Source organism: Winogradskyella psychrotolerans (assembly GCF_018860545.1).
GTDB classification, from domain to species: domain Bacteria; phylum Bacteroidota; class Bacteroidia; order Flavobacteriales; family Flavobacteriaceae; genus Winogradskyella; species Winogradskyella psychrotolerans_A.
On sequence record NZ_JAHKPN010000011.1, the window covers coordinates 1 to 24157 of the forward strand.

Sequence of the window (24157 nt, forward strand, 5' to 3'; positions counted from 1 at the left end):
TGGTTACATATTAGCTTCTCGATACAAAATTCCTAAAAAGCGGAATTTCACTCGAAGTGACGATACCTTGTATTTGAGGTTTCGACTGCGCTCAACCTGACATTGAGGAATAAATTGAATAAAAAAAAGAGGCAAATATCACTATTTACCCCTTTTTACAACTAGTATTTTATATTAATCTTCAATCCAACCCATAATCGCATTGGCTACAAACCTCGGTTCTGGAGGCAACGCATAAATGTCCTTTTCGTAGTTTTTATTATAGGGTGAAATATTCATAATATTTCCATCGACAACGAGCGTACTACTTCCACCTGGATCAAAGCCCATTGCTTTATCCATGCCATATTTTAAAAGAATATCGACCATATCAAAATGCGTAGCTCCAACGGATTCTCTAATACGACCATTGACCATTAACACCATTAATTTACCTGCTTTGGTAATTCCAACAGCAATTTTTGGACCTCGCATATCCGTAAAATCTAATCGTGCCGCTTGTGTTTTAATAGAGTTAGTGGTTTTCCAACCTTCTTCTTCCATGTTTAGAATTTGCTTGCCGTCATCTATCAACATAGGTCCTGCTTCAATAGCATAAGAAATTTCATCCCATCGATAAGGATTGTCTTCTGGCTCTAATAATTGAATTGATAATGATTTACCTTCTTCAAACATGGCATCAGAGAACAAATCTTCTGGAATAGATAAGGTAATTCCAACAGGAATCACACATACTTCTTCTTTCGGTTTTGTTTTAATTATTTCTTTTACTGTGTTTCCTGCTATTCTAACAATCACATTGCCATTACCCTTATAGGTGTCTTCAGTAAATGATAAATCGTAAAAACATGGTTCCGTTGCACTATGGGTATTATAATGAGCACTAGAAAATGTTAAGTCTTTCGTTTTTCCTTTAACAGTTAAACCGGCTTTGCTATTCACTTTTCGAATGTCAACATCACCGTTTTTATAAATGATAAAGGCTGGTTTATTAAAAAGTGGTGGACAAAACACTTTATTATCCATAATTAACAACCCTAAAGGCGAACCAATATAGGTTTCTGGTAAGCCTAGTTTACCAACCAATTCCGGATTTAATATATAACCACCATTCCACGCTAATTCAATTTTGTTTGGGTTTTTACTTTTCTTCTTGTACTCTTTTACAAGGGCAGGTACATTTTTAGGCTCTTTATTCGCAATATGTGCTGCGAATTTCCATTGGTGCTTTTTAGTATCAATTTCAGCTAATACTCCACTCCAAGGTAACCCGTCATCGTAAACACCTCCTGCAAAAGAGGATTTTACTTTTTCTACCGTTTTAGAAAGTTTTAAATCTTCTTTAATCTGCGTTAATAATTTGGCAATTGGTGTGCCGTTTTCAATGGCATCTTCAGTCATCATATTGAGTAATGTCTTCTCGCCTAGCTCATCTTTTAAATCTTGATACAACTCACTTTTAAGCACCATATCAAAATCCTTTGCCGTTTGAATTGGTGTAGGATATGCTAAAGTGGTACGCACACCAGCTGGTACAAACTGAATAAAACCACTACCTTTAGGAATACCCATTATTTTAGCGGTCATCTGATACATCACTTTTCCAATATGAAAATGATCGATTTCAATAATATCAGTCATCATTGCAGCATATTCTCCGTTAGTAATTAAGAAACCATCCGCTTCTTTAATATCTCTTAAAATCTTAATGGCCTTCGCTCCCATTTGAGGAAAATGGACACCTTCTGACCATTGTTTGGTTTCTACAATTTGAATCACTCCTGCATTGTACAACAATCCTAATTCTGGCTCTTTTCCGCTTTCTAAATACTCTTTAATATCCGCACTTGAGAACCATTTTGTGATTCTTGCCTCATGGATAAAAATGTAGATTTTTTCTAACTTATCTACATTTGCTTCAAGAATATCTGAGGTTAACTCTTGTTCTATGGTTAGATTTAATTGTGCACGAATCGGTTGTAATACAAAATATTCTAATTCATGTTTAATATAACGGCCAGGAAAATAACCTTTCGGAACATTTTTCTTTAAGTTCTTAGTCAAAATTTTTCGGTCATCAATACCCAAATATTTACTGTTAGTCAGTTGAAAAAGTGCTAATTCCCAATCAGCAAAAAACTGTGGCGCTAAAGTTAAATCTGGTAAATGTTCCGGTTTAAAAACATCGGTATATATCATGTTTACCAATCCGGTGACTTCTTGATAAGTGAAGGCTTGATAAGCGAAAGATTTTTTATTTCTATGACGATACGCCAACGCATGATCATGACGAATGGAAATTTCACCATCTACATATTTAAAAATATCATCAATAGCATTGTAATATTTATGGATGACTTCAAGGTTGGTATTTACCAAATCTGGAATATCATTTTCCATCGTTCTTGCATAACGCATCACACGGCCTTTTACCAATTGTTCTTCCACTCTAAAAAAGCTAGGATCAATTAAAGATTTTAGGTAATGCATAAACGACAAACGACCATAACCTGGTAAATAATGACGCTTCTTTTTATTAAGAATTGCATTCAAATCTTCATTTTCAAAATCCACAGACTTCTTATATTTCTTTAATAGATTAATCACTTGTGGATTATTTTCTATCGAAACCGAAACCAATTGGTAATACATACGCTGCAAAATGTAACGCATATTCTCCTCCAAGGCCTCTAAGCTGTAACGTTTTTTAATAACGCTTCTATTATGCGTCACATCAACCATTCTGTTTTGTGGATAAAACACATGATCACAGATTTTTTCTGCGAGTTTCTTTGGAACTTTAGACCCTTTAAATTCAAGTACATTAAGTCTAAGTGATTCATCTAAATGACGTCCAATCACCTCATCATAGACTTCTCTTGGTTCGTATTGTCTACAAAATATTGGTGTTCCACATGCTGCTGCTTCTATAATTGGCAGCCCACGGCCTTCGGTTTGACTTGGTAATAAAATTAAAGATGCCACATCAAAAAGCTGTTCGATATCTAATGGCTTTTTGTGTTTCTTTTTAAAATCATTCTTATCAAACTCACTAAATAAAAAGCCAAGTAATACACGCGATTTAAATGCTTTTGGTAGGTCTTTTAGAAAATTAGTGAAATCCTTTTTTAAATCGTGATAATAGTTCTGCTGGCCATGTGGAATCGGGCCCGAAACTATTAAAGATAATTTTAATTGAGGATTGGTCGTGAATTTTTCTGCAAATGAATCATAAGAAAATAAGCGTTTAATCAATTTGAAATTCAATTCTATAGACTTTCTACTTATCACTCGCGTTGGCTGTAAAAACACGATATTGTTATTGACAAAATCAAAGTTTTTGATCGTTTTATGACCTAATAATATAGGTTTTAAAGACCGTTTACTTTCGGTATGATGCGCAGCTGTATGAACCGTTATACTATCCTTTTTGTTTGCAAAAATAGTTGACACTTGCATAAACGCTTTTATAATATCGCGCTTACTCATTTGATGCATTTTGGTATCTACCGCAGTACCTAACAAGGCAACATTTGCCGGATTATGACCATTGACATTTATTAAATGATCTTGCTGAATTCTATTGATATTCACATTCATCCACGAGCGACTTTCCCAAGGATAAACTGTTTCTATAATTGAGAAAAACTCTCCGACATGCGCGTTGTGAAAAAAGAAATCTCTTGGTCCTTTTTTTAGACCTTTCTTTTTAATTTCTACCTCTCTATTTCCACCTTCCCAATAAAAATCGTGATTATTGTTAATCACAGGAATGCCTAAATATTCTGAAATTAAAACCGTTGCCAAAGCCAAAGACACATTACCAGGATTAGAACAGACATTAATAAGATATAACAACGAAATATCATTCTCCTCAATATAGTTTCCTAATTTTTCAACGAGCACTAATACCTCTTTCCAAAACTTACCAATAAGATTATTATAAGCTTCACTCCCACGTTCCATTTTAATTTGAAAGAAATCCTGGTACAACGGCCAAGCATCAAATGCTTCCATCTCAGGAATCACTTTTTTAAAGGCGTCTTTTGGAATAAGCTCATCAGCTTCCTGTTTAATTTCACCCGCTATAAAATGAATCGGAATATTGGGATAAATACTCTTAAAAGTTTTGGCGTATTTTTCCGTTTCTACCGTAATGCCATCAATAGTGAAATAAAAGGTTAAAAACGCAATACCACCATTTTCAATATGCGTATCAAATGTAGACGCATTACCTTTAAATGCAGATGGTAAGTCCTTCTCCTTAAATTTATCCATGAATAAACCTAAATCGAACCAGGTATTTATTTTTTCATTTTTAAGCTCATTTAAAATAGTAGAGATTTTCGTTGTTTTTTTATCAGTCATGTTTTAATTCTTAAAATGTAAATAATTGGCTTAACTTTTCTTCTAATACTTCATAGGAAAAATATTTTTTACCAATGTTAAAATTGTATTCGCCGATTTCTATACAGCGTTTTGGGTTGTATATAATATCGGACATTTGCTGTACGCTTTCTGGTGTAAGATTTCCATCTGAAATCATTACAGTTTCAAAACCCTTGTTACCAATATCTTGGCTATAAACAGGTTTATAATCGTTAACAAAAATTGGTTTTTTCGCTAATACGGTTTCTACAAAGGCGTTACCAAAGCCTTCATAGGTACTAAAATAGGTACATGCTCTTCCGTGGGCATACACATCAGATAAATCTTTATGATCTAACACCTTATGTGCTGCAAATATGATTTGTCGCGATAAATTTAAGTCATGAATTTGGTCGATTAATTCATTGTAATAGGTCTTATTTTCGTCGTCATTATTATTACCAGTAATGATTAGTTTAAGTTTCTTATCATCTAATTGATCAATTAATGAAATAGCGGTTTCAATCCCTTTTCGTCTTACAATACGCGTGACTTGCAGTAAGGCTATTTCATCCTTTAAAACTCCAACATCTCTAAGGAAAAATTCATTTTCTGGTGTTGGCACTCCGTAAACGCGGTTAAAATCCATAACATTAGGTACCATAATAGCATCAATATCAAATCGGTTTTTAAACGTTTCTACACCAAACGTATTGATGACCGCATGTTTAACGTCTGGCAGTAATAATGGAAAGTTCTTATCCACATAATGGTTAATTTCTGGATGAACAGACACGTAGCGCTGACCACGTTCCCAATGAAAATCATGATCGTGAGTTACCACAGGTATTCCCGAAGTTTCTATTAATTTTTTAATAGCGACTCCCATAGATAAATGACAAGGTAATGCTGATGCGTTTTCAGAAAGAATAACATCTATTTTCTTCTTCGCCACCCATTGTCGCATCGCAAGGTGAATACGATTAGACGCTTTCTCAACATGTTCTAATAAAGGATCTGGATCTCTATCGGGTTCAAAAAATGCTTTACGTTGGCCCCATTCTGCTTCAACTGAAAAGAAAGATAAGGCAGGATACAAATAATCGTGTTCACGATCTATGGTCCAGGATTCAAATTCACCAGACATGATGAAGACCTCATGGCCTAATTTTTTTAAAACATCTATCCATTTTTCGGTTTCGAGTGCTACGCCATCGACACCTCCAATTCGTCCAATAATAATTCCTATTCGCATGTTATATCTAAAGTTTTGAGTTCTTTAAATATAGAGAATAGAAAAATGTATTGAAAGGTTTTGAAGTGCTGTATTTACAGATTTACGACTTCAAAAATTTAAAGGATATTAAATTATGTGTAATATAATTTATGTTCTTATTCTTAACGAAATGATAATATTGAAAGTTATGCCTTTAGCGATTTTAAGCTCTAAAAGTACTTAAGGCATAGAAATTAGAAGTTATTTTATTCTGAAATCACAAATGCATCAGCGAGTTCTTGCTCGGTTGGTTTCTCAAACCAAGTTTCCATAAACTCGAAGTTATCATTGGTCACTTCAAACTCAAACGCGGCCCCTTTTTCCGTATTTCTCTTCATCACGCGCTCTAATCGTTTCGTTTTAGAAACGTCTAAAAAATGTAATTTTATGGTATAGCCATTCATTTCTGCGAACTTCCTGAGTTTTTCACGATGTCCAAATTTGGACAATCCTAAATCCAAGATGGCATCTGTTTTTGAGTCTTCTAACTGATGAATTAGATTTAACATGATGCGTTCTGAGCGTTCAATGCGTTCTAAAAACCAATCTAAACCATCGGTTTCTTTTTTATCAGGAAGAAACAACACGTTATTCCATGTATCGATTGAAAACACGACTCCATTAATTTGCCTTTTTAGTTCGTTGGAGTAAGTGGTTTTTCCTGAGCCTGTGTTACCTACTATAAGGTGAATCATTTTGCTTTTAATTTTTATTCTACGATTTCGTAATCAATATCTAGTTTCCGTAGTGCTCTTAACGCAGAACCCGAATTTTTATCTGAAACTTCGATATCTACAGCATCTCCTTCTAAAAGAATATCTGTAAGCTCATTGGACAAGGATGCGTTCCCATTACTAGAGATCTCAGTAATACAGTTGGCAATTGCTCTTTTATCTGGTCTTTGAGCGTCGCATGATAATAGGTTTAATTTCATTGCAATGGATTAATACTGTTATTCAGAATAGTCTGAAGTATGCTTTTTTAAATAATTTGTGGTAGGATAAGAATACGTAATGTAGTAAATAATAATGAAGTGGACCCTAGCAATTACGTAAACGTATTATAATTTGAGCGCTTTTTTTTTAAATACGCTAGAGGAGTCATACCCGTCTCTTTTTTAAAAAACCGACTAAATTCTTCTAAGTTGTAATAATGCAAGGAAGTAGCGACTTCGGTTATGTTATACCTGCCAGATCGCAACAAGGATTTTGCTTGCGAAATTAAAATTTCATTGATATGTTTTTTTGCCGATCTTCCGGTATCTTTTAATAATATCTTGGTGAGTTGATGTGTTGATAGCGCTAATTTATTGGCATAGAACTGTACTTTTCGTTCCTTAAAGAAGTTCTTTCGTAACAATTCGTGAAAATCCGAAATTACTTTGTCGTGCCTCAAGTGCTTCTCAATTGTATAAGAAACATTATGGTGGCTGATTAAAATGTTTTCGGTCTCATATAATAGAATTATAATAAGGTTTCGTATAATATCATTTTTAAAAAGATGTTGTTCATCTTTCATTTTATCTCGAATGTTTTCAATCTGAATTGTGAGTTTTTCCGTATCCAAATCTGTTAATTTCAAATAATCTAAGCCGTTATTATTTAAAATTCTAAAGCGATCCAAGAAGTAAATATTATTGAGTACCTCTACAAGAAAATTTTTCTTGAAAATAACAGTGAGGCATCTGTAGTCTTCAGACACTTCCGTCATCTCAAAAACGGTAGAAGGTGTCAAAACAGCCAAAGTATGCTTGTCGTAGTAGATCTCTTTATCTTCAATCTTTCCTTTGATGTAGCCTGAAGTACATAATGCTATCTGATAACATGTAGAACGAAAAGGTCTGTTAGGTGCGATATTATTAATTGAAATGTCGGACACAAAAAAGTTAAGGTCTTTCAAACTTTTAGTTTCTCCGTGAGTAAACTCGTTAATATTTAAATCAGGAATTTTAAGCGACATAACATCATGGTTTATACCTTTAAAAAAAAAGTGTTTTTTAGTCAAACAATAATTCTTTTTAGTCAAAGATATTGGTTTTATAGAAAATAACTTTGTAAAGAAGAGAATCATTATCCTGTTAAATATCAAATGGACGGTTTTAGAAATAATTAAAATCAAAACGATATAACACAGATAACATAATAATTAAAATTAAGACATATGAAAGCAGTAAGATTTTATGGTAAAGAAGATGTGCGTATTGAGGACATAGAAAAACCAAGCCCTAAAACCGGAGAAGTATTAATAAAAATTGGAGGAGCAGGTGTTTGCCATTCCGATTTACATATTATCCACGATGGTATACCTGGTGCCGATGAACTAACGCCATTTACACTAGGACATGAAAATGCTGGCTGGGTTGAAGAAATCGGAGACGGAGTTACAGAATATAAAAAAGGAGATGCTGTAATTGTTTACGGACCTTGGGGCTGCGGACACTGTAAACCTTGTCAATTGTCTTCAGAAAATTATTGTGATTATCAATCCGTGCAAGCCTATGGAGGAGGCCTTGGTTTAAATGGAGGGTTAGCTGAATATATGATCGTGCCTTCTACTCGATTATTGGTACCCATTGGTGAACTTGATCCTGTTATTGCTGCTCCGTTAAGTGATGCTGCACTTACACCGTATGCCGCAATAAAACGTTCATTAACCAAACTTACCACAGATGCTACCGTTGTGGTTATTGGTATTGGTGGACTTGGTCATATGGCACTTCAAATATTAAAAGGGGTTTGTGGTTCTACGGTTATCGCCGGAGATATCTCTAAAGACAAACTTGAATTAGCAAAAACACATGGTGCCGATTACGTTATCAATACCACTGATGCTGATGCTGCTGAACAAATATTGAAAATTACAGGAATAAAGAAAGCAGCGGTTGTTTTAGATTTTGTTGGCATTGGTCCTACTATAGCACTTGGCAAAAAAGTTATAGGACTCAATGGTGATTTAACCATTGCAGGATTAGGAGGAGGAGCAATGGACGCTTCTTATGGTCAACTTCCGTTTGGTGTAAGAGTGAGCACTCCATATTGGGGTTCTAGAGCAGAACTCATTGAAGTCATAGCTTTAGCAAACCAAGGAAAATTAGACATTGCTATAGAAACTTATAATTTAGATCAAACAAAAGAAGTTTATGACAAGCTACATCATGGTAACATTATTGGTCGCGCTGTTATGATTCCTTAATATGGTTTGAGCTATAACTTCTACAATGGCTTTCTTGAATAAAGACTGACCAGCATATCTGCAAGGGATTCTCTGCATAGAAAACCATCAATAATTAAAATTCAAGACGACTGCAATTAATGCGCTGTTTCAAAAATCGTATTTCTTTCCGTTGTCTTATAAATATTCTTAGCAACAAGGCTATTGTTGGCTGTAGAACAATAGTTTTTATTATTTGGGTTTCGCAAATATTCCAGTTGATGATCTATCATTTTTTCAAAAGGCATAAGAAAGTCCGTTGTATCACAGTGTTCAATGCCTCTTGCTTTTAGTAAGTTTAAAACGGTATAAACAGATTCAATAGTACTCAAACAAAGCGGTTCTGGTTGTTGTTTGATGATAAATCTTGATTTAATCTCGTTATCAAAACTCACTCTTTTTAAGGTTTGCAAGTTCCTACTTAGTTTTAGCATTTTACGAGCACAAGGCCATGTTCCATCTAGAATGAAGAGGTGTGGCTTTTGCCCTATAAAAGACTGCACTTCTGAACTCTTGTTTACAGAAAGGTTGAAGTTATCTTTTCCTGGATACAATAAAAAAGGGCTGTTATTTTCATTTGCAAGTATGGCATTTACACGCTTATTATTGGTAAAATCGACACCGACTATAATTTCTGAGTTCTCCAATTGAAGCTTCGTCATATGTCCCGTTCCATTTTTTTCTTTCTTGTACTCTTTGGGGTGCATCAAAATTATAAAACGCGTCTTAGTCTGTAAAGGACTGATGTGTTTACAAATACAGGTGCTTTTAGGACTCATGCATTTGTAACAGGTTAGTCTTGGGGGTTTTGTTTCTGATTGCAATGTGTGAATAGCTTATTGTTTTTGTAGGTGGTTGCGGTTATGGATATAGGTAGTGACGTTGTTAAGCATATAATTTAGTAAAGTATATAAAAACCGAATAAAAAATCTGCGAGTATTTTCGTAAGTAGGCTAGAACCAAGCAATAAATCATATATAGTGTTGGCAATCTGACTTTTATTTATTCAGTTCGTTTTTATACAATTCCGCTATTTTTTTTCTTTCGTTTTCGTTTTTTAAAATATTCTGTAGCCACATTTGTGGTTGGTCAGTTGCATTTCCGTATTCTCGGTTCTTATATTCTTTAAATTCCGAAAATTCAAGCCAATTCTTATTATGAATATGTTGAAGTGAATAAACAGCCATTTCTCCGTTTGTTGCTCCAAAAAACGGGCAAGTATGCACTTTGGTTTTAGTTGTGTCAGAAAGTTTGGTTATAAGAAATTCAGTCAATTCCGTTTTGTCATTTTCCGCAATCTTTTCCCATTCCTTTTCACTAAAAACCATAGTAGCAATTTTTCTCTTTTTTTCTGTGACATATTGTGTTCCACCTAAACAACCTCCTTTTTCAAAGACCATAAAATTCCACTGTTCAGCAATTGAATCGGTTTGTTGAATTTCTGGTTGGGAAATTTCTTTAGTCAATTCAGCAGTTTCGATGCTCAATTCAAATTTTGATTCCGATTGATTTTTACAGGAAATCAAAGTAAAAATCAGAAGTAATATGTTTAATGCGTGTTTCATTTTCAGCTTGTTGCCAACGTTTATGTATATGGAAAGTTGCGTGTTTGTGTGCGAGGATTTTCCGAAGGAAAATCAGATGTAGTAAATACGCAACGACCTTTGTTTTAGCACAACACCAGCAATTTTTTATATACTGTGTTGGGCATAGTTTTTATTCTTCTTCATCCAATCCATATCTCGGTTTTTCTCCTTTATATTTAGGGAATAAATAAGATTTATTATCAGATGTATTTAGTTCAAATATTTTTTCTGTCAATGTTCTTATTTCGTGAACATAAGAATTGTCTTTATTATAATCCGCAATAATCCTTTGTTCCATTGACCATTCATTATGCCAAGCGTCTGATAACAGAATGTCAATCGTTTCTTCTTTGTCAAGTCCTCTTTTTTTGAGAACCTTTTTATATGCTTTGCTAATTTTAGTAAGTCCTAATTCAACGCTTTTTCGGTCGTTTATAAAATCAGATGTTTGAACTTGCATAAGACCAAGTGAATGTTTTTTTCCTGTTAGTTTGAAACGAGCGTTTTCAACAAATCTGGCTACTTTTGGTCGGTTAAAATCTTCATAAACCATTATAGCATAAGCAATTGATTTTAATTTGTCATTAGTAATTTTTTCATTAACCAAATCAGAATATTTTTCTTTGAAATGAGAAATTCGACTCCTTAAATAGTTCTCTTTTCGTTGGATAGTTTTGTCAGATGAGATTCTAATTTGATTTAATGTGTGGAAAATAAAAATCAAAATGATTATCCATAATTCATTTGAAACTGTTTCAAAATCAGGAAGTATATTTTCCTTTTTATAAATAATCTCTGTATAAGAAAAATATGAAATTGTAATTATTGAAATCCAATAAAGAACTTGACGATACCAATTCATTAAGAGTCCACGATTGGTGATTAAGTTAAATGCTAATCTAAAAAGGATGTAATAAATTGAAATGAAATAAGCGTTTGTTACAAAGTCATCAAGCCCAATTTTATATAGAATTGCAGAAACAATAAAAAGGTAAATTATTGGACTAATTATTCTAAATAGGAAATTGAAAGCTGGTGCTTCTTCGACTTTAAGAAACATCGAGATTTCCATATATCCAACTGAATAAGAATGTCTACCAATCCAATTGATAATGAAGAAGAGTAAAACTCCTAAAAAAAATTGTAAAATGTGAATTTCTATCATTTTCTCAAATTATGCCCAACTCGTTATATAAAAATAAACAGCAACCTTATCAATATTACACTTCAGGATAACAAAACTTTAAGGCACTATTTGTTTTCTATAAATCTATGAAAACCATTCCACATATCTATACGTAAAGTCACGTACGTTTTAGCCTAAAAAAATTCCTGTAGTTCCGCAAATTCATCAACCACTATAGTTGGCTTATAATCGGCAATATTCTCGTTATAGTTATAACCGTAACTCACACCAATACTGTCTATGTTGGCATTCTGAGCGGCTAGAATATCATTTTTAGAGTCACCAACCATGATGCTTTTTTCTATCGTTGTATTCAGTTCGTTTACTAAGTGTAACAATGGTGCTGCACTGGGTTTTTTCTCAGCTAAGGAATCTTCTCCTATCCAACGTTTAAAGTATGTTGTAATCTCTAAGGTGTCTAAAATCGGTTGTATAAATCCAAAAGGTTTATTAGTGCAAATCGCCATGTTATAACCGTTTTGGTCCAAAATTTTTAAAGTTTCTAAAACACCGGAATACATAAACGTTTCTACACAAATGGCGTCTTTATAAGCCGCCAAATAAATATCAAAAGCGTCTTTTAACAAGGGTTCTGGCAGCGCTTTATCTGGCATTCTGTATTCTAGAGCTCTGCGCACCAAAGGTTTGGCACCATTGCCTATAAACGGAGTGACTTGGCTTATGGTTAAGGGCTGTAAACTATAATACTTTAACATTGTATTTACAGCCAAGGTCAAATCTGGAATACTATTAATTAGCGTGCCGTCAAAATCGAATATAATAAGGTCTTTGTCTTTAAAATTCACAATGTTTAATTTTACACAAAGATGCGGAAGTTTTGGATAAAATAAGGCTTGTAAGTTCTACAAACTTAGTCGCGATTATGATTGGTATAAAATCGCGAAGGCGTTGGTGTAAAAATTCTTGTTCTCGATACTCATTTTACTCATTTTCAATCGTAAAATGCACTCGAACTGACGAATTTTAGAGCATCTGAATTCAATTAGATTAAGCTTTAGTTTAGATGCGTTTCAAATGAAGATGCTACACATGTTTCAACTTTTGCTTCAGCATTTTGGCCGCAGACGTATAACCGCCTTCGGTGCCATCGACGAAGTGAGAATGTTTGGTCTTTCGATCTAACACATAACAAGACATGACTGAGGCGTGCGTGACATGAATACCATAAATAATTTTTTTGTCATCTTCTAGTGCATTCAAATACGCTATAAAACGATCAATTTTAGATTGTTCTGCTGTAAATACAGTATTAATCATACCATCGAGCATAAATGTATGCGATAATTGCCCTATTTGTTGTAAATAGTGTTTTCCATCATTTGAAAAGTTTAAATAGAATTTACCGATGAGTGTAGACATCCATTTTTTTAACAAGTAACTTATATTTTGCTTAGCGAGACTAATCTTCATTTCCTCCCAAATATTAAGAAGACTAAAATTTAATTTTAAGTTAGTCGTTTTTATAGGTTGTCGGTTATCAAAAGTCCCAAAGAGCGCATCCATTTGACTCACCACATCTCTATAAATTCGTCGTTGATCGTCTTCGTTTATAGCGTCTAATAATAAACAGACTACTTTTTTTTGAGTTTGAATAGGCTTGATTTGCTTCCAACGACACTCCATGCCTTCTAAGTTTAGAAGGGCTTTTTCAAAATGAGTATTGCTCTCTTCAAAATTAGTTTTAATTAAGTCCTCAGCCTTTTTTAAACCGCTACCTAACACAATAGGAATCGACAATTGATTGGTCAGTTGGTGTTTGGCTAGTTTTAAACCGTAATCCTGACCTCTTAAATAATTAACCGAAATATGCCCTACTCTAAGTATTAAATTGGTATGATTCTTAATATGAAGGCTATAATTATCTAAAATCTGTATAATTGGTTCTAAAAACACCGTTGGAATAATAAACGTGGCGCCATCACCTCCAAAAAAATAGGGAATTTCGATATTTTGCTTTTCTTTTCTGATAAAATTTAGAACAGAAATTATAGAACCCGTTGCAGTAAGATTAACCTGATGGTGTTTGCCTTCATCAACAGCTAATGTAGAATTTAGAATATCAACAATGACCACATGCCAAGTATCTGGCACATCTGAAAAATACGATTCATTTTCCAAAAGCTCAGACAGAGTCTCAGTCGATTTTTTTAGTTTATTATAGTATGTTATGTCTTCCATTATGACCTCTACGGATTGCGCCATTTTTCTTTAAAATCCTTTTAATCTTCTGTTTAGGATCACTTTTAAATACATATTATTTTTTCAGATCCTATTTTAAAAGCATCATTATTAAGTCCGTTTAAAACCTACAAAATCCTATAATTTTAAATATAGTCAATTTTAAAATGAATCAACGTTATAACATACTTCATAATTGTTATGGTTATTAGTAGTCACCATCCTTTTCAATAAAAAAAGCACCTACATTATTATTGCAAGTGCTTTTTAAAACCTATGATAATCTATACCTTAATTAACATCAGGAAGATTGTTGTACGTTTTACTGTAATATAACATCTGCTCAGCAAATGCATTAGGTTGTGTCACTTTAATCGTTGTGATTTCGCCAGCATCATCCATTTCAGGAACTAAAACCGGATTTACAAAACCACTATAAGGTGGAGATGGAAATTGTTTGTTACGCTCTAAAACTTCAGCATGAATATCTTGATCGACTTTTACACCATAACCTTCAACTAAGGCTTCAACAGCAGCGTAATCTCCTTCAGACTTAATACGTTGTGTTTCTCTTAATAATTGTCCGAATAAATCGTGTAATTTTTCGTAATCATTAATATTGAAATAGGTTTTTCCGTCTCTTGTTACTTTTTCAATCACGTTGTCTGCTTTTCCTTGTTCGAAAGCCCAAGCCGAAACCCACTGTCTGTTTCGCATGTGTGCTTCTTCAACATCGTCACCTAAATCTAAACGGATTAACTGCGTCATTAAACCATTTCTGATGTAACCATCGTAAGCTGCTTTCCCTACTTTTTTCCAGTCGTCAACTAACCCTAAGTCTTGTAATTTAGAATCGTATAAATAGTATAAACCTACTAAATCGGCACGACCCTCTTCTAAAGTTGAGGCGTACGTTTTAAGCGTTTCTTTAGTTTCACCAACACCAGGATTTAATTGTCCTGAAGCATGACCAATCACCTCATGTAACGCGGTGTGCAATTTATCTGCTAATTGTCCGTATGCTTCTTCGAGTTGTAACTCTTCTTCATCGTGTACAAATTCTTTTAAACGACCAGAACCGCCTGCATTATTATAAGCATTGATAATATTTCCTAGGGAAACCGATTTACTTCCAACGGCTGCTCTAATCCAGTTAGCATTTGGTAAATTAACACCAATTGGAGTACTTGGCGAGGCATCACCTGCTTCACCAGCCACGTTTACTACTTTATATGTGACCCCAACAACACTGTCTTTTTTGTGTGCGTCCATTAATGGAGAATTATCTTCAAACCATTGTGCGTTTTCAGACAAAACTGCCATTTTTTTAGACATGTCAAAATCGTTAATCTGCACTACCGTTTCGTAAGACCCTCTATAGCCTAAAGGATCATTGTACACTTCAATAAAACTATTAATATAATCCACATTACCTTCGGTTGCGGCTGTCCAAGCGACGTTATAATCGTCCCAAGTTTGTAAATCACCCGTTTTATAATACTTAATTAGTAAACCTAAAGCTTCACCTTGTGCTTCATTTTCGGCAACTCCTTGTGCTTTTTCTAACCACTTTACAATTTCGTCTATAGCGGCACCATATAAGCCGCCAGACTTATAAACACGTTCTTTTAATTCTCCATTTTCTTTTACCAATTGAGAGTTTAACCCATATGACAATGGCTTCTCTGGATCTGGAGAGACTTTCGTTTTGTAAAAATTAGCCACATCTGCATTGGTCACATCTGGACCGTAAAAATTCACTGCAGATTCTAAAACATTGTCAATACCTTTAGCCTGATTCACTTTTTTAGAATCTTTATCATTGAATAAAACCTCAAAAGCCTCACCTTCTAAAGTGGTATTGGTTGCCACTAATAATTCATTTAAATAATCTTTACCAAACGCAGGTTTTAACTTCGCATTAGAATAGTGATGGTGGATTCCGTTACTAAACCAAACACGTTTTAAGTAGCTCTCAAAATTTTTCCAGTTGTCTGTGGTTTTGTCACCAGTGTAGTTGGTATAGATATTTTCTAGCGCATGTCTAATTTTAAGATTATGTCTATAATTCTGATCCCACATAATATCGCGACCCTCAAGACCTGCTTGCGTTAAATAATATACTAATTTTTGTTCTTTCAGGCTAAGATTTTCCCAACCTGGAATTTGGTATCGTAAAATTTTAATATCAGCAAATTCTTCAACATTAAAACTAAAATCCGCTTCAGTAACTTCTACGGTTTCAGTTGGTTCTTCTTTTGCTTCATTCTTACATGCCACTATAAATAGGGCAAGAAAACAGATTTTAATTAAGGAATTTAAATTCATGGGATATTTTTATTTGTTGTACACAAATGTAATGTATATATCACATATCATAAAATCACTATCTTTGATAAACACATAATTTATTTCTTCTAAATGAAAGTATTTAAATCCTTCCTTTTATTATTCTTAATCCTTGTTATAGGAGTTTCAATTTATATTGCTGTGCAGCCTAATTCGTACAAGGTGACACGCACAAAAACGATAGATGCACCTCCTTCGGTTATTTATAATACTGTTATTGATTTTAAGACATGGGACTCGTGGAGTTCTTGGGTTGAAACTAATCCTGATATTGTATCCACCTTAGGCGATACCACTAAAGGTATTGGAGCATCATATAAATGGAATGAGGCTGGAGAGATTGGACATATGAAAACAATAGAAGCTGAAACCAACACATCTATTGCCCAAGAGATGCAATTTGCTGAGTACCCAAAATCTGATGTGAATTGGAATTTTAAGTCCAATACGGATGGGTCTACCGATGTGACTTGGAGTATTTCTGGTGATGATTTACCATTTGGATTTAAAATGTGGGCTGCCTTTTCTGGTGGTATGGAACAGCAAATTGGTCCGGATTACGAACGTAGTTTAGAATTATTAGACAGTGTAGTACAAGCCGACATGAAAGTTTATACGATTAAAGTTGAAGGTGTCACACAACATAGTGGAGGCTATTATCTTTATAATACGGCATCTTGTAAATTCAGTGATTTTGAAAAAAACATGACTTCAATGTTACCTAAAGTTGGAGCCTACGCTATAGCTCATAATGTTACTATGGCTGGACCTCCATTTATTTTATATCACAAATGGGATGAAGAAAATGATACCGTAATGTTCTCTACATGTGTACCAACGAATTCTAGAATTATTACTGACGAAGCCGAAATTTTAACGGGTAACCTAGAATCTTTTAGAGCTGTAAAAACTGTTTTAACAGGTAATTATGATAATTTGAAAGAAGCTTGGGACACCACAATGGCGTATATAAGCACTAATAATCTTGAAATGGTTGAAGGTGGATCAATGCTTGAAACCTATTTAACCGATCCTATGAGTGAGCAAAATCCTGCAAAATGGATTACCGAGATTTATGTGGAAGTGAAGTGATTTGAAGTGTGAAGTGTGAAGTGTGAAGTGTGAAGTTAAAAAACTCTCACTACATTTTGAAGAAAAAATTACGCGAAGATACACAGAGATAACGCAGAGATGCACAGAGACTAATTAGTTAACGACTAAATAACTTAATTACAGAATAACCTAATAATTCTATTTTCGAAACTTAAGAATCATGTTTACATCTAACAAACTATCATCTACCGACTAAAAATTAAAACAATTGAAACAACTTATACTCGTATTTCTTGGTGGTGGCTTGGGTAGCGTACTGCGTTTTATCATAGGCAGATGGCTTAACAATTCGGAAACTGTAATTCCGTATGGCACTTTTGCAGCTAATGTAATTGGGAGCTTACTCATTGGACTTATTCTTGGTTTAGCGGCTAAAAATGAAACCTTATCCCAGAGTCAGACCTTACTTTTAGCGACAGGGTTTTGTGGTGGCTTTACGACGTTCTCTACATTTGCTTATGAGAATCATGTGTTTTTAAAATCGGGTGACTTTATGAGCTTTGCCATTTATACGGTGGCGAGTTTTGTCGTTGGGTTTTTGGCAGTGTTTTTAGGGATGTGGCTGGTGAAATAAGTTGTAAAGTTTCAGAGGTGCAGAATTTCAAAGTGAAGAATGTTTCGCGGAAAGACGTTGAGACGCAAAGTGGGAATTACGCTGAGACACACAGAGGTTTCACGGAGATGCGTAGAGTAATTTGGGACAACAACTTAATAACTCAATAACTTTTTACCCAATCAATCTAATAACTGAAGACTGAAAAAGTTACGCGCAAAAGCGCAGAGGCGCAAAGTCGGAATTATATGGAAGTTTCACAGTTGCAGAGTAAAAAAGTTTCTCGCGAAAGTGCTGAGACGCAAAACAGAGATTACTTAGAGATGTACAGAGCGATTTGAGACCTCATCTTAATAAGTTAATATCAAATAACTATTTTCCATCTTGAGACTGAACACTGAACACGGAACACGGAACACTAAAACCTACCCTTTCTTATAAAACCCTTTTTCCTTCAATCCTTCGACTTCTTTTATAATGGAAATGAAAATAGCATCATCAATATCATCCAACGTTTTGTAGCGTAATGATTTTACAACTTTCCGATTTTCACTTACCAAATAAGCATCCCATTGTTTTGATAAGTGTGCGGAATGCCAAAAACCGACATCTACATAATCTTTACTTTTATTGAGATAGCAGATTGGTCGCTTATCTATGTAATAGCATGGCATTCTCCATTTGTATAATAAATCGGCCTCTGGTAAGGTATGTTCAACCAAGACTTGCAAATGCATAAATATGGATTTGAAAGGTTCTAATTGTTTTAGGATGTGGGCTTCGGCTGGATTCACATTATTTCATTTTAATTTATACCTACAATGTTTTTGAAACCTTGCAGGATTACTCAAATTTACAATATCCAAACGGTTTAAGAAATCTGATGTTTCAAGTAATTATATAAGTTACTAATACCTATTAATTTGCAAACAATACATCAAATTTTAATACAAAATGAAAATTCGTCCATATTAAAGATAAGATAGTGCCAAGGATAAATAATATCCATTTAAATGTCTGACTTGTACTTTTGGCTTTAAATACATAATGATTACCAATTCCTAAAATCCAACTAAAAGAATAACATACATTAGCTCCGAAAATAAAAATTAGGGTTTCCAAAATAATTTGAGTACCACCAATAATTTTTCGCATGGGATAATCCCAAAAACTATAAATAAGAAAAATAGAAAGTGTCATTATTAAAGCATTATAGATAGGTCTCTTTTTTTCCCACCATAAAATAATGTCCTTTGCAACTGAATGTTTTGATTCTTCTACTTTCAAATAAGGATAGTTCTTGGGTTTCAAAAACGGAATAATTTTTGTCTAATTTAGCAATATGAAACGACTTTTTATAATAATCACACTACTATCAATTCAAATTATGTCTTCTCAGAATTATAGTCGAATAGATTCTACAGTCGCCACATATCCTAAAAAATTTAAATCCATTGAGCAATTTGCTAATCAGATTGACCATGATTTTGATACTAATATTGAAAAAACCAGAGCAGCATATTTTTGGATCGCAAATCATATCACATATGATTATAAAACGTTCCGAAAAAATAAAAAACCTCAAAAAATAAAATCAAAGTCCAAAGCAGATTATGAAGCAAAACTTCAAATCTATAACCGTAAATTAGCTCAGAAAACACTGCGAAAAAGATCAGCAGTGTGTGAGGGGTATTCAAGGTTACTAACAGAAGTGTTAAAAGATTTAAATATTATTTCTGTAGTTGTTACCGGATATACTAAAACATACGTTCAAGAAATCGGAAGGAAGAGAAACAATTCAAATCACGCATGGAACGCTGTAAAATTAGATAACAAATGGTATCTCATTGACGCAACTTGGTCCACCGGAAATAGTATTTATAATTCTGAATTCTTCAATTTCTCAGATACTTACTTTATGATTGATCCTGAAAAATTAGTGCTGACGCATTTCCCTGACGATGAGCAATGGCAATTGTTAGAAAAACCTATATCTAAAAATGACTATTTCAACTTCCCTATATTCTACAGTGCTTACCATACATCAGGATTAAAACTCGAAAACACAACCAGTGGATACATCATCACAAAAACAGATTCAGTGATTCAATTAGACTTCGCTAATATTAGTAAAGATAAAACTTATTATTATTCATTTGTCAACTCAGGTCATTCTGGAAAAATTGAATTCATATATCAGCATGGGATTTACACAACTTTTATTCCCTATGAAGATAAACGAAGGAGAAATTTAGTTATTAGTGATGGGCAGTTAGCACTAATGAAATTTAAAATTAAATTAATCTCTCCTTAATTTTTTGTCTAAGACCAGACTAATATACCAACAATTAACCCCAACTAAAATTTGAAGTCTAAGTCCAACTAATGTTGTATAGCCTTTGTAATTAATTCCTTTTTTTTGTTCTTATCAGCATGAGTCATTGCGATTATAAACTCAGTCAATTTAATTGGGTCTATATCCAATTGTCCAAGTTGAATGTTCAACTCTTGTGCTCCAGTCATCTCATTTAATTTAGCTAAACCTTTATATAATCTACTTTTCTTTCTCGAAGGTTTAAAATCTTCAGGAACTGAAAGGCAAATAAAATGTTGTCCATGAATATTTATAGGGTATGCATCTTTAATGATTTCCCAATTAATAAATTCGTTATGAGTTGTTCTGTCAAAAATTCCGATTTCGTTAATTATGACTTGTGGTCTTTTATCAAATAAATGATAAAGTGAAAAAGGAATCGCTAAACCAAAAAAACAGGTCCCAACCCAACCCATTATCCTATCTGTTTCTGAACTTTCAGCTCTTGTTATCAACCAAATTCCACATAATATAAAAGGCACTGCTCGTAAGTACATTTTTAATGCTTTTATTTTGGATTTATATAGTTTGATTTCGGTCATACTTTGATATTGTACCACTAGAAAATATAATCAATAATACTCAATTTTGAACTATTATAACAAAAAGGAAGGTTTAAATAAAAAGACCTCAATGATTTTTACACCATTGAGGTCTGGGTTTAGATTTAGTCAATTTATTAAAAGTGAGACACCTGCTTTTACAAGAACTACTTACCCGCATTTAGAATATCCACAGCTTTTACACTTTAAACACCCTTCTTCAAAAATTAAACCTTCCGGATCATTACAGCTAGGACACTTTTTATCCACAGCTTCTGTTCCCTCTGGCACAAACCGTTTTAAGGCTCTAGCCACACCATTTTTCCAGGTGTTGATATGATCGTCGTATAAATTTAAATTCTGAATCAAATCTACCACATAAGGCATTGGCATACCGTGACGTAACACACCTGATATTAATTTGGCGTAATTCCAAAATTCTTTATCGAATGATCGCGACAAGCCTTCTATGGTTATTTTATAGCCTTCATTATCGATGTATTGAAAGTCGTATCTTGAAGACCCATCGTCGTTGCGTTGCTTAATAACCCAACCTTTATTCACCCATTTTGGTAAATTAAACGCGTCTTTCATTTGACCTGTAAAAATTTCATAAGGGCGGCCTTCTACTAAACCGATGACGGCTAACCATTTTTCGGACTCATTATGAAAACGCACAATTTCGGCTTCAATTTTATCTGGGCGTTTGGCGACTAAGGTTTCCGTTGTGGTTATAGTTTCCTCCTTTGTTTTCTCATCGGTTGCGACTAAAATGCCACTTCGAGACCCATCTCTGTACACCGTGATGCCTTTTAAGCCTTTTTGCCAAGAGTCCACGTAAATATTACCGACCAAATCTACCGTCACGTCTTTAGCCAAATTAATCGTTGAGCTAATGGAATGCGTTGTATATTTTTGAACCAAAGCTTGTAATTCCACACGCTTTTTCCAGTCAATTTCTGGTGCTGTTGCTCCGGCATAAGGACTGTCTGCTATATCAGTTTTACCTGTAATGTTCATCCAAGTTTCAAACTTTTTATGGTACACGGTAAACTCTTCAAAGGCATCGCCTAAATCATCTACAAAATCGACTTTAGAATTGTCGTCATTGGTATTCACTTTACGTCGTCTTACGTAGGACAATAAGAACACTGGCTCAATTCCTGAAGATACTTGCGCTAACATACTCAACGAGCCGGTTGGGGCAACGGTACTTATGGATATATTTCTTCGACCGTGTTCCATCATACGGTTGTACGTATCAGGAAATTCATTAGCCATCATTTGCACAAATTCTGAAGTATCTTCAATATTTCTGTTAAAGACTTCAAACTGACCTCTAGTGATTGCCATATCTATACTATCAAACTCAGCCGTCATTTTTGTTTTCATTATATCATCCACAACAGTTAAGGCTTCATCCGTATCGAATTTAATTCCTAAAGCCGCAACGGCATCGGCTAAGGCTGTAAACCCTAAGCCTGTACGCCGTCCTTTTCTACCGGTTTCAGCGAGTAGATTCCATAAGTCCTTTTCATTTCTTTTAATCGCATCCGGTTCAGGGTCAGCATTAATTTTAGCTAAAATACGTTCTACAGCTTCGAGTTCTAAATCGACTAAATCGTCCATCAAACGCTGCGTTTCATAAACTACTTCGTAGAATTTCTTAAAGTTGAATTTCGCTTTCTTAGTAAATGGTTTATCCACAAAACTGAATAGATTCACAGCAATCAATCGGCAACTATCACCACCTTGCATCGCAATTTCCGAACATGGATTAGTGGAACTATTTTTAAATTCAGGATATACAGACGAGGTAGAATACTGATGTTGTCGGTCCCAAAAAATCAAACCGGGTTCTGCGGTATTGTGCGCACAGGTTATAATTTTATCCCAAAGATCTTTGGCATCAATCTCCTTTGTATATTGTGGTGTTTTACTATCGATAGGCCATTGTAAAGTAAATTTAGTGTTGTTAACAACGGCTTGCATAAATTCATCTGACAAACGAATGGAAATATTAGCACCTGTAATTTTGGTTAAATCCTGCTTAATGGTAATAAAATCTTCAATATCTGGATGTTTAACGTCCATGGTAAGCATTAGTGCGCCACGTCTTCCGTTTTGTGCAACCTCTCTTGTGGTGTTAGAAAAACGATTCATAAACGACACTGCTCCCGTTGTAGAACCTGCTGCATTAGATACCAAAGCATCTTTTGGTCGTAGTTCGGACAAGTCCACTCCCACTCCACAACGTCTTTTAAATAATTGTGCTAATTGCTCGTCGGTATTACAAACTCCACCATAAGAATCTAAAACGGAAGGCACCACGATGCAATTGGATAAAGATGCAATGACGTGTTCATTACCCAATCCAAACATGACACTACCTTGAGGAATTACATATTTGAAATCTTTAAAAAGGTGGTATATTTTAGTTTCATCTAACGGTTTTCTAATTTTCCCATACTCTGATAAGTGTTCTGAAATGCTATCGGTAAGCGCGTATTTATTTTCGATTCGACCAAATTCTTTAGCCATCCTCAAATGCATATCGTCTGGTGACTTTTCTAAATAATTACCATGCTTATCTTTTAAACAATACTTGTTAATCCAAGTGGTTGCGGCAAGTTCATCGTTATTAAAATAAGCTAAACATTCTTTTAAAACGTAATTGTAAGCAAATGATTTTGAGGTAGAAAGCGTTTGATTCATAATGAAAAAAGTTTTGAAATATTAAAGGATAGACACAAATCTACCCTATGATAAATCTCAAAAACATGACAAAAATCATACTTGTTAATAAGTCTGAACGATTGTTAATTAATGAAAATATATTCGCTTTATTTTCCTACAAGATTAATAGGACAACCTCAATTTGACTTCTACCGAAACGCTTTCTACTTTATAATCAGATATTAAAGAGAAAAAGAGATTTCGGACACCTTAAAAAATTTGTAAAATACCAATTATAACGAGAGCAATCCCAATGACAGCTTTAAAAGGCATCAACTTTGCAGATAGTTGTCTTAAACTCGCCTCTAAAGCAGGTACTTTATAAAATACGTGCGTTAATAGTAAAATGCCGCCCAATATACTCACAATATTAAATAACAATCCATCCCAAAATTCGAGTATGGCTAAAATGATAAGTGCAAGTCCAATGACAGTATCAAAAGGAGCTAAAACTCCGGCAATTTTATTAAAAAAATTATGTTCACCATCCCACTTATCAAGCGTTGCTAGACCTAATAAGATGCCTCCTGAGATATTGGCAATAGCTAAAAGTAGTTCAATCATGGTGGTTATGTCATTTATTTGTTCATTTATAAATTTAACGAAATCTCGAAAATAAACTTGCGCAAACCGAATTATTTATTTTACTTTGTATTTCAAAGTAC

At 34.1% G+C, this 24157-nt stretch carries 20 protein-coding genes; 4 read left to right on the top strand and 16 right to left on the bottom strand.

What is annotated here, in order from left to right; genetic code table 11:
* Positions 1–174: 174 nt before the first annotated feature.
* The 5 genes from KO515_RS03445 to KO515_RS03465 form a co-directional block, all read right to left on the bottom strand.
* Entirely contained in the window at positions 175–4368 is a 4194-nt protein-coding gene (locus KO515_RS03445; protein WP_215934988.1) for a phosphodiester glycosidase family protein, read from the bottom strand.
* A 10-nt stretch (positions 4369–4378) separates the two neighbouring features.
* Positions 4379–5623, bottom strand: coding sequence for a glycosyltransferase family 4 protein (locus KO515_RS03450; protein ID WP_215934989.1), 1245 nt, complete (start codon positions 5621–5623; stop codon positions 4379–4381).
* Positions 5624–5850: 227 nt separating this feature from the next.
* Positions 5851–6339: an AAA family ATPase gene (locus tag KO515_RS03455; RefSeq protein WP_215934990.1), complete on the bottom strand. Its 489-nt coding sequence runs from the start codon at positions 6337–6339 to the stop codon at positions 5851–5853.
* A 14-nt stretch (positions 6340–6353) separates the two neighbouring features.
* Entirely contained in the window at positions 6354–6578 is a 225-nt protein-coding gene (locus KO515_RS03460; protein ID WP_215934991.1) for a hypothetical protein, read from the bottom strand.
* 113 nt (positions 6579–6691) lie between these two features.
* Positions 6692–7603: a helix-turn-helix domain-containing protein gene (locus KO515_RS03465; protein ID WP_215934992.1), complete on the bottom strand. Its 912-nt coding sequence runs from the start codon at positions 7601–7603 to the stop codon at positions 6692–6694.
* Positions 7604–7804: 201 nt separating this feature from the next.
* Here KO515_RS03465 and KO515_RS03470 point away from each other — a divergent pair, with 201 nt between their 5' ends.
* Positions 7805–8836 (top strand): NAD(P)-dependent alcohol dehydrogenase, encoded by a 1032-nt coding sequence (locus KO515_RS03470; RefSeq protein ID WP_215934993.1) that lies wholly within the window; start codon positions 7805–7807, stop codon positions 8834–8836.
* Positions 8837–8952: 116 nt separating this feature from the next.
* Here KO515_RS03470 and KO515_RS03475 read toward each other — a convergent pair whose 3' ends face one another.
* The 6 genes from KO515_RS03475 to KO515_RS03500 all read right to left on the bottom strand — a co-directional run bounded on the left by KO515_RS03475 (position 8953) and on the right by KO515_RS03500 (position 16153).
* Positions 8953–9678 carry a tRNA-uridine aminocarboxypropyltransferase gene (locus KO515_RS03475; protein WP_289846260.1) on the bottom strand — a complete coding sequence of 242 codons (726 nt, stop codon included), beginning with the start codon at positions 9676–9678 and terminating at the stop codon, positions 8953–8955.
* 174 nt (positions 9679–9852) lie between these two features.
* The gene (locus tag KO515_RS03480) at positions 9853–10419 is read right to left on the bottom strand and encodes a hypothetical protein (protein ID WP_215934995.1); all 567 of its coding nucleotides are present in this window, start codon (positions 10417–10419) and stop codon (positions 9853–9855) included.
* Positions 10420–10570: 151 nt separating this feature from the next.
* Positions 10571–11605, bottom strand: a complete 1035-nt coding sequence (locus KO515_RS03485) for a hypothetical protein (protein ID WP_215934996.1) — start codon at positions 11603–11605, stop codon at positions 10571–10573.
* Between the two features lie 155 nt (positions 11606–11760).
* Positions 11761–12432, bottom strand: coding sequence for a phosphoglycolate phosphatase (locus tag KO515_RS03490; RefSeq protein WP_215934997.1), 672 nt, complete (start codon positions 12430–12432; stop codon positions 11761–11763).
* Between the two features lie 238 nt (positions 12433–12670).
* On the bottom strand, positions 12671–13849 hold the full coding sequence (locus tag KO515_RS03495; RefSeq protein WP_252723772.1) for a DUF3095 family protein: 1179 nt from the start codon (positions 13847–13849) through the stop codon (positions 12671–12673).
* A 267-nt stretch (positions 13850–14116) separates the two neighbouring features.
* The gene (locus tag KO515_RS03500; RefSeq protein WP_215934998.1) at positions 14117–16153 is read right to left on the bottom strand and encodes a dipeptidyl peptidase 3; all 2037 of its coding nucleotides are present in this window, start codon (positions 16151–16153) and stop codon (positions 14117–14119) included.
* Between the two features lie 93 nt (positions 16154–16246).
* On the opposite strand from KO515_RS03500, the gene KO515_RS03505 reads away from it, so the two are divergent.
* Positions 16247–17266, top strand: a complete 1020-nt coding sequence (locus KO515_RS03505) for an SRPBCC family protein (RefSeq protein ID WP_215934999.1) — start codon at positions 16247–16249, stop codon at positions 17264–17266.
* A gap of 229 nt (positions 17267–17495) precedes the next feature.
* The gene (gene crcB / locus KO515_RS03510; RefSeq protein ID WP_215935000.1) at positions 17496–17861 is read left to right on the top strand and encodes a fluoride efflux transporter CrcB; all 366 of its coding nucleotides are present in this window, start codon (positions 17496–17498) and stop codon (positions 17859–17861) included.
* Between the two features lie 404 nt (positions 17862–18265).
* Here the strand turns inward: crcB and KO515_RS03515 are convergent, their stop codons facing one another.
* Both KO515_RS03515 and KO515_RS03520 read right to left on the bottom strand, forming a co-directional pair.
* Positions 18266–18634, bottom strand: a complete 369-nt coding sequence (locus KO515_RS03515; protein ID WP_215935001.1) for a DUF1801 domain-containing protein — start codon at positions 18632–18634, stop codon at positions 18266–18268.
* A gap of 124 nt (positions 18635–18758) precedes the next feature.
* Positions 18759–19127, bottom strand: coding sequence for a hypothetical protein (locus tag KO515_RS03520; RefSeq protein ID WP_215935002.1), 369 nt, complete (start codon positions 19125–19127; stop codon positions 18759–18761).
* A 55-nt stretch (positions 19128–19182) separates the two neighbouring features.
* On the opposite strand from KO515_RS03520, the gene KO515_RS03525 reads away from it, so the two are divergent.
* Positions 19183–20154 carry a transglutaminase domain-containing protein gene (locus tag KO515_RS03525; RefSeq protein ID WP_215935003.1) on the top strand — a complete coding sequence of 324 codons (972 nt, stop codon included), beginning with the start codon at positions 19183–19185 and terminating at the stop codon, positions 20152–20154.
* 68 nt (positions 20155–20222) lie between these two features.
* Here KO515_RS03525 and KO515_RS03530 read toward each other — a convergent pair whose 3' ends face one another.
* The 3 genes from KO515_RS03530 to KO515_RS03540 form a co-directional block, all read right to left on the bottom strand.
* A complete protein-coding gene (locus KO515_RS03530) occupies positions 20223–20756 on the bottom strand; it encodes an STM3941 family protein (RefSeq protein ID WP_215935004.1) in 534 nt (177 codons plus the stop codon).
* A 171-nt stretch (positions 20757–20927) separates the two neighbouring features.
* Positions 20928–23471, bottom strand: coding sequence for an adenosylcobalamin-dependent ribonucleoside-diphosphate reductase (locus tag KO515_RS03535; protein ID WP_215935005.1), 2544 nt, complete (start codon positions 23469–23471; stop codon positions 20928–20930).
* A 231-nt stretch (positions 23472–23702) separates the two neighbouring features.
* On the bottom strand, positions 23703–24056 hold the full coding sequence (locus KO515_RS03540; RefSeq protein ID WP_215935006.1) for a hypothetical protein: 354 nt from the start codon (positions 24054–24056) through the stop codon (positions 23703–23705).
* Positions 24057–24157: the final 101 nt, after the last annotated feature.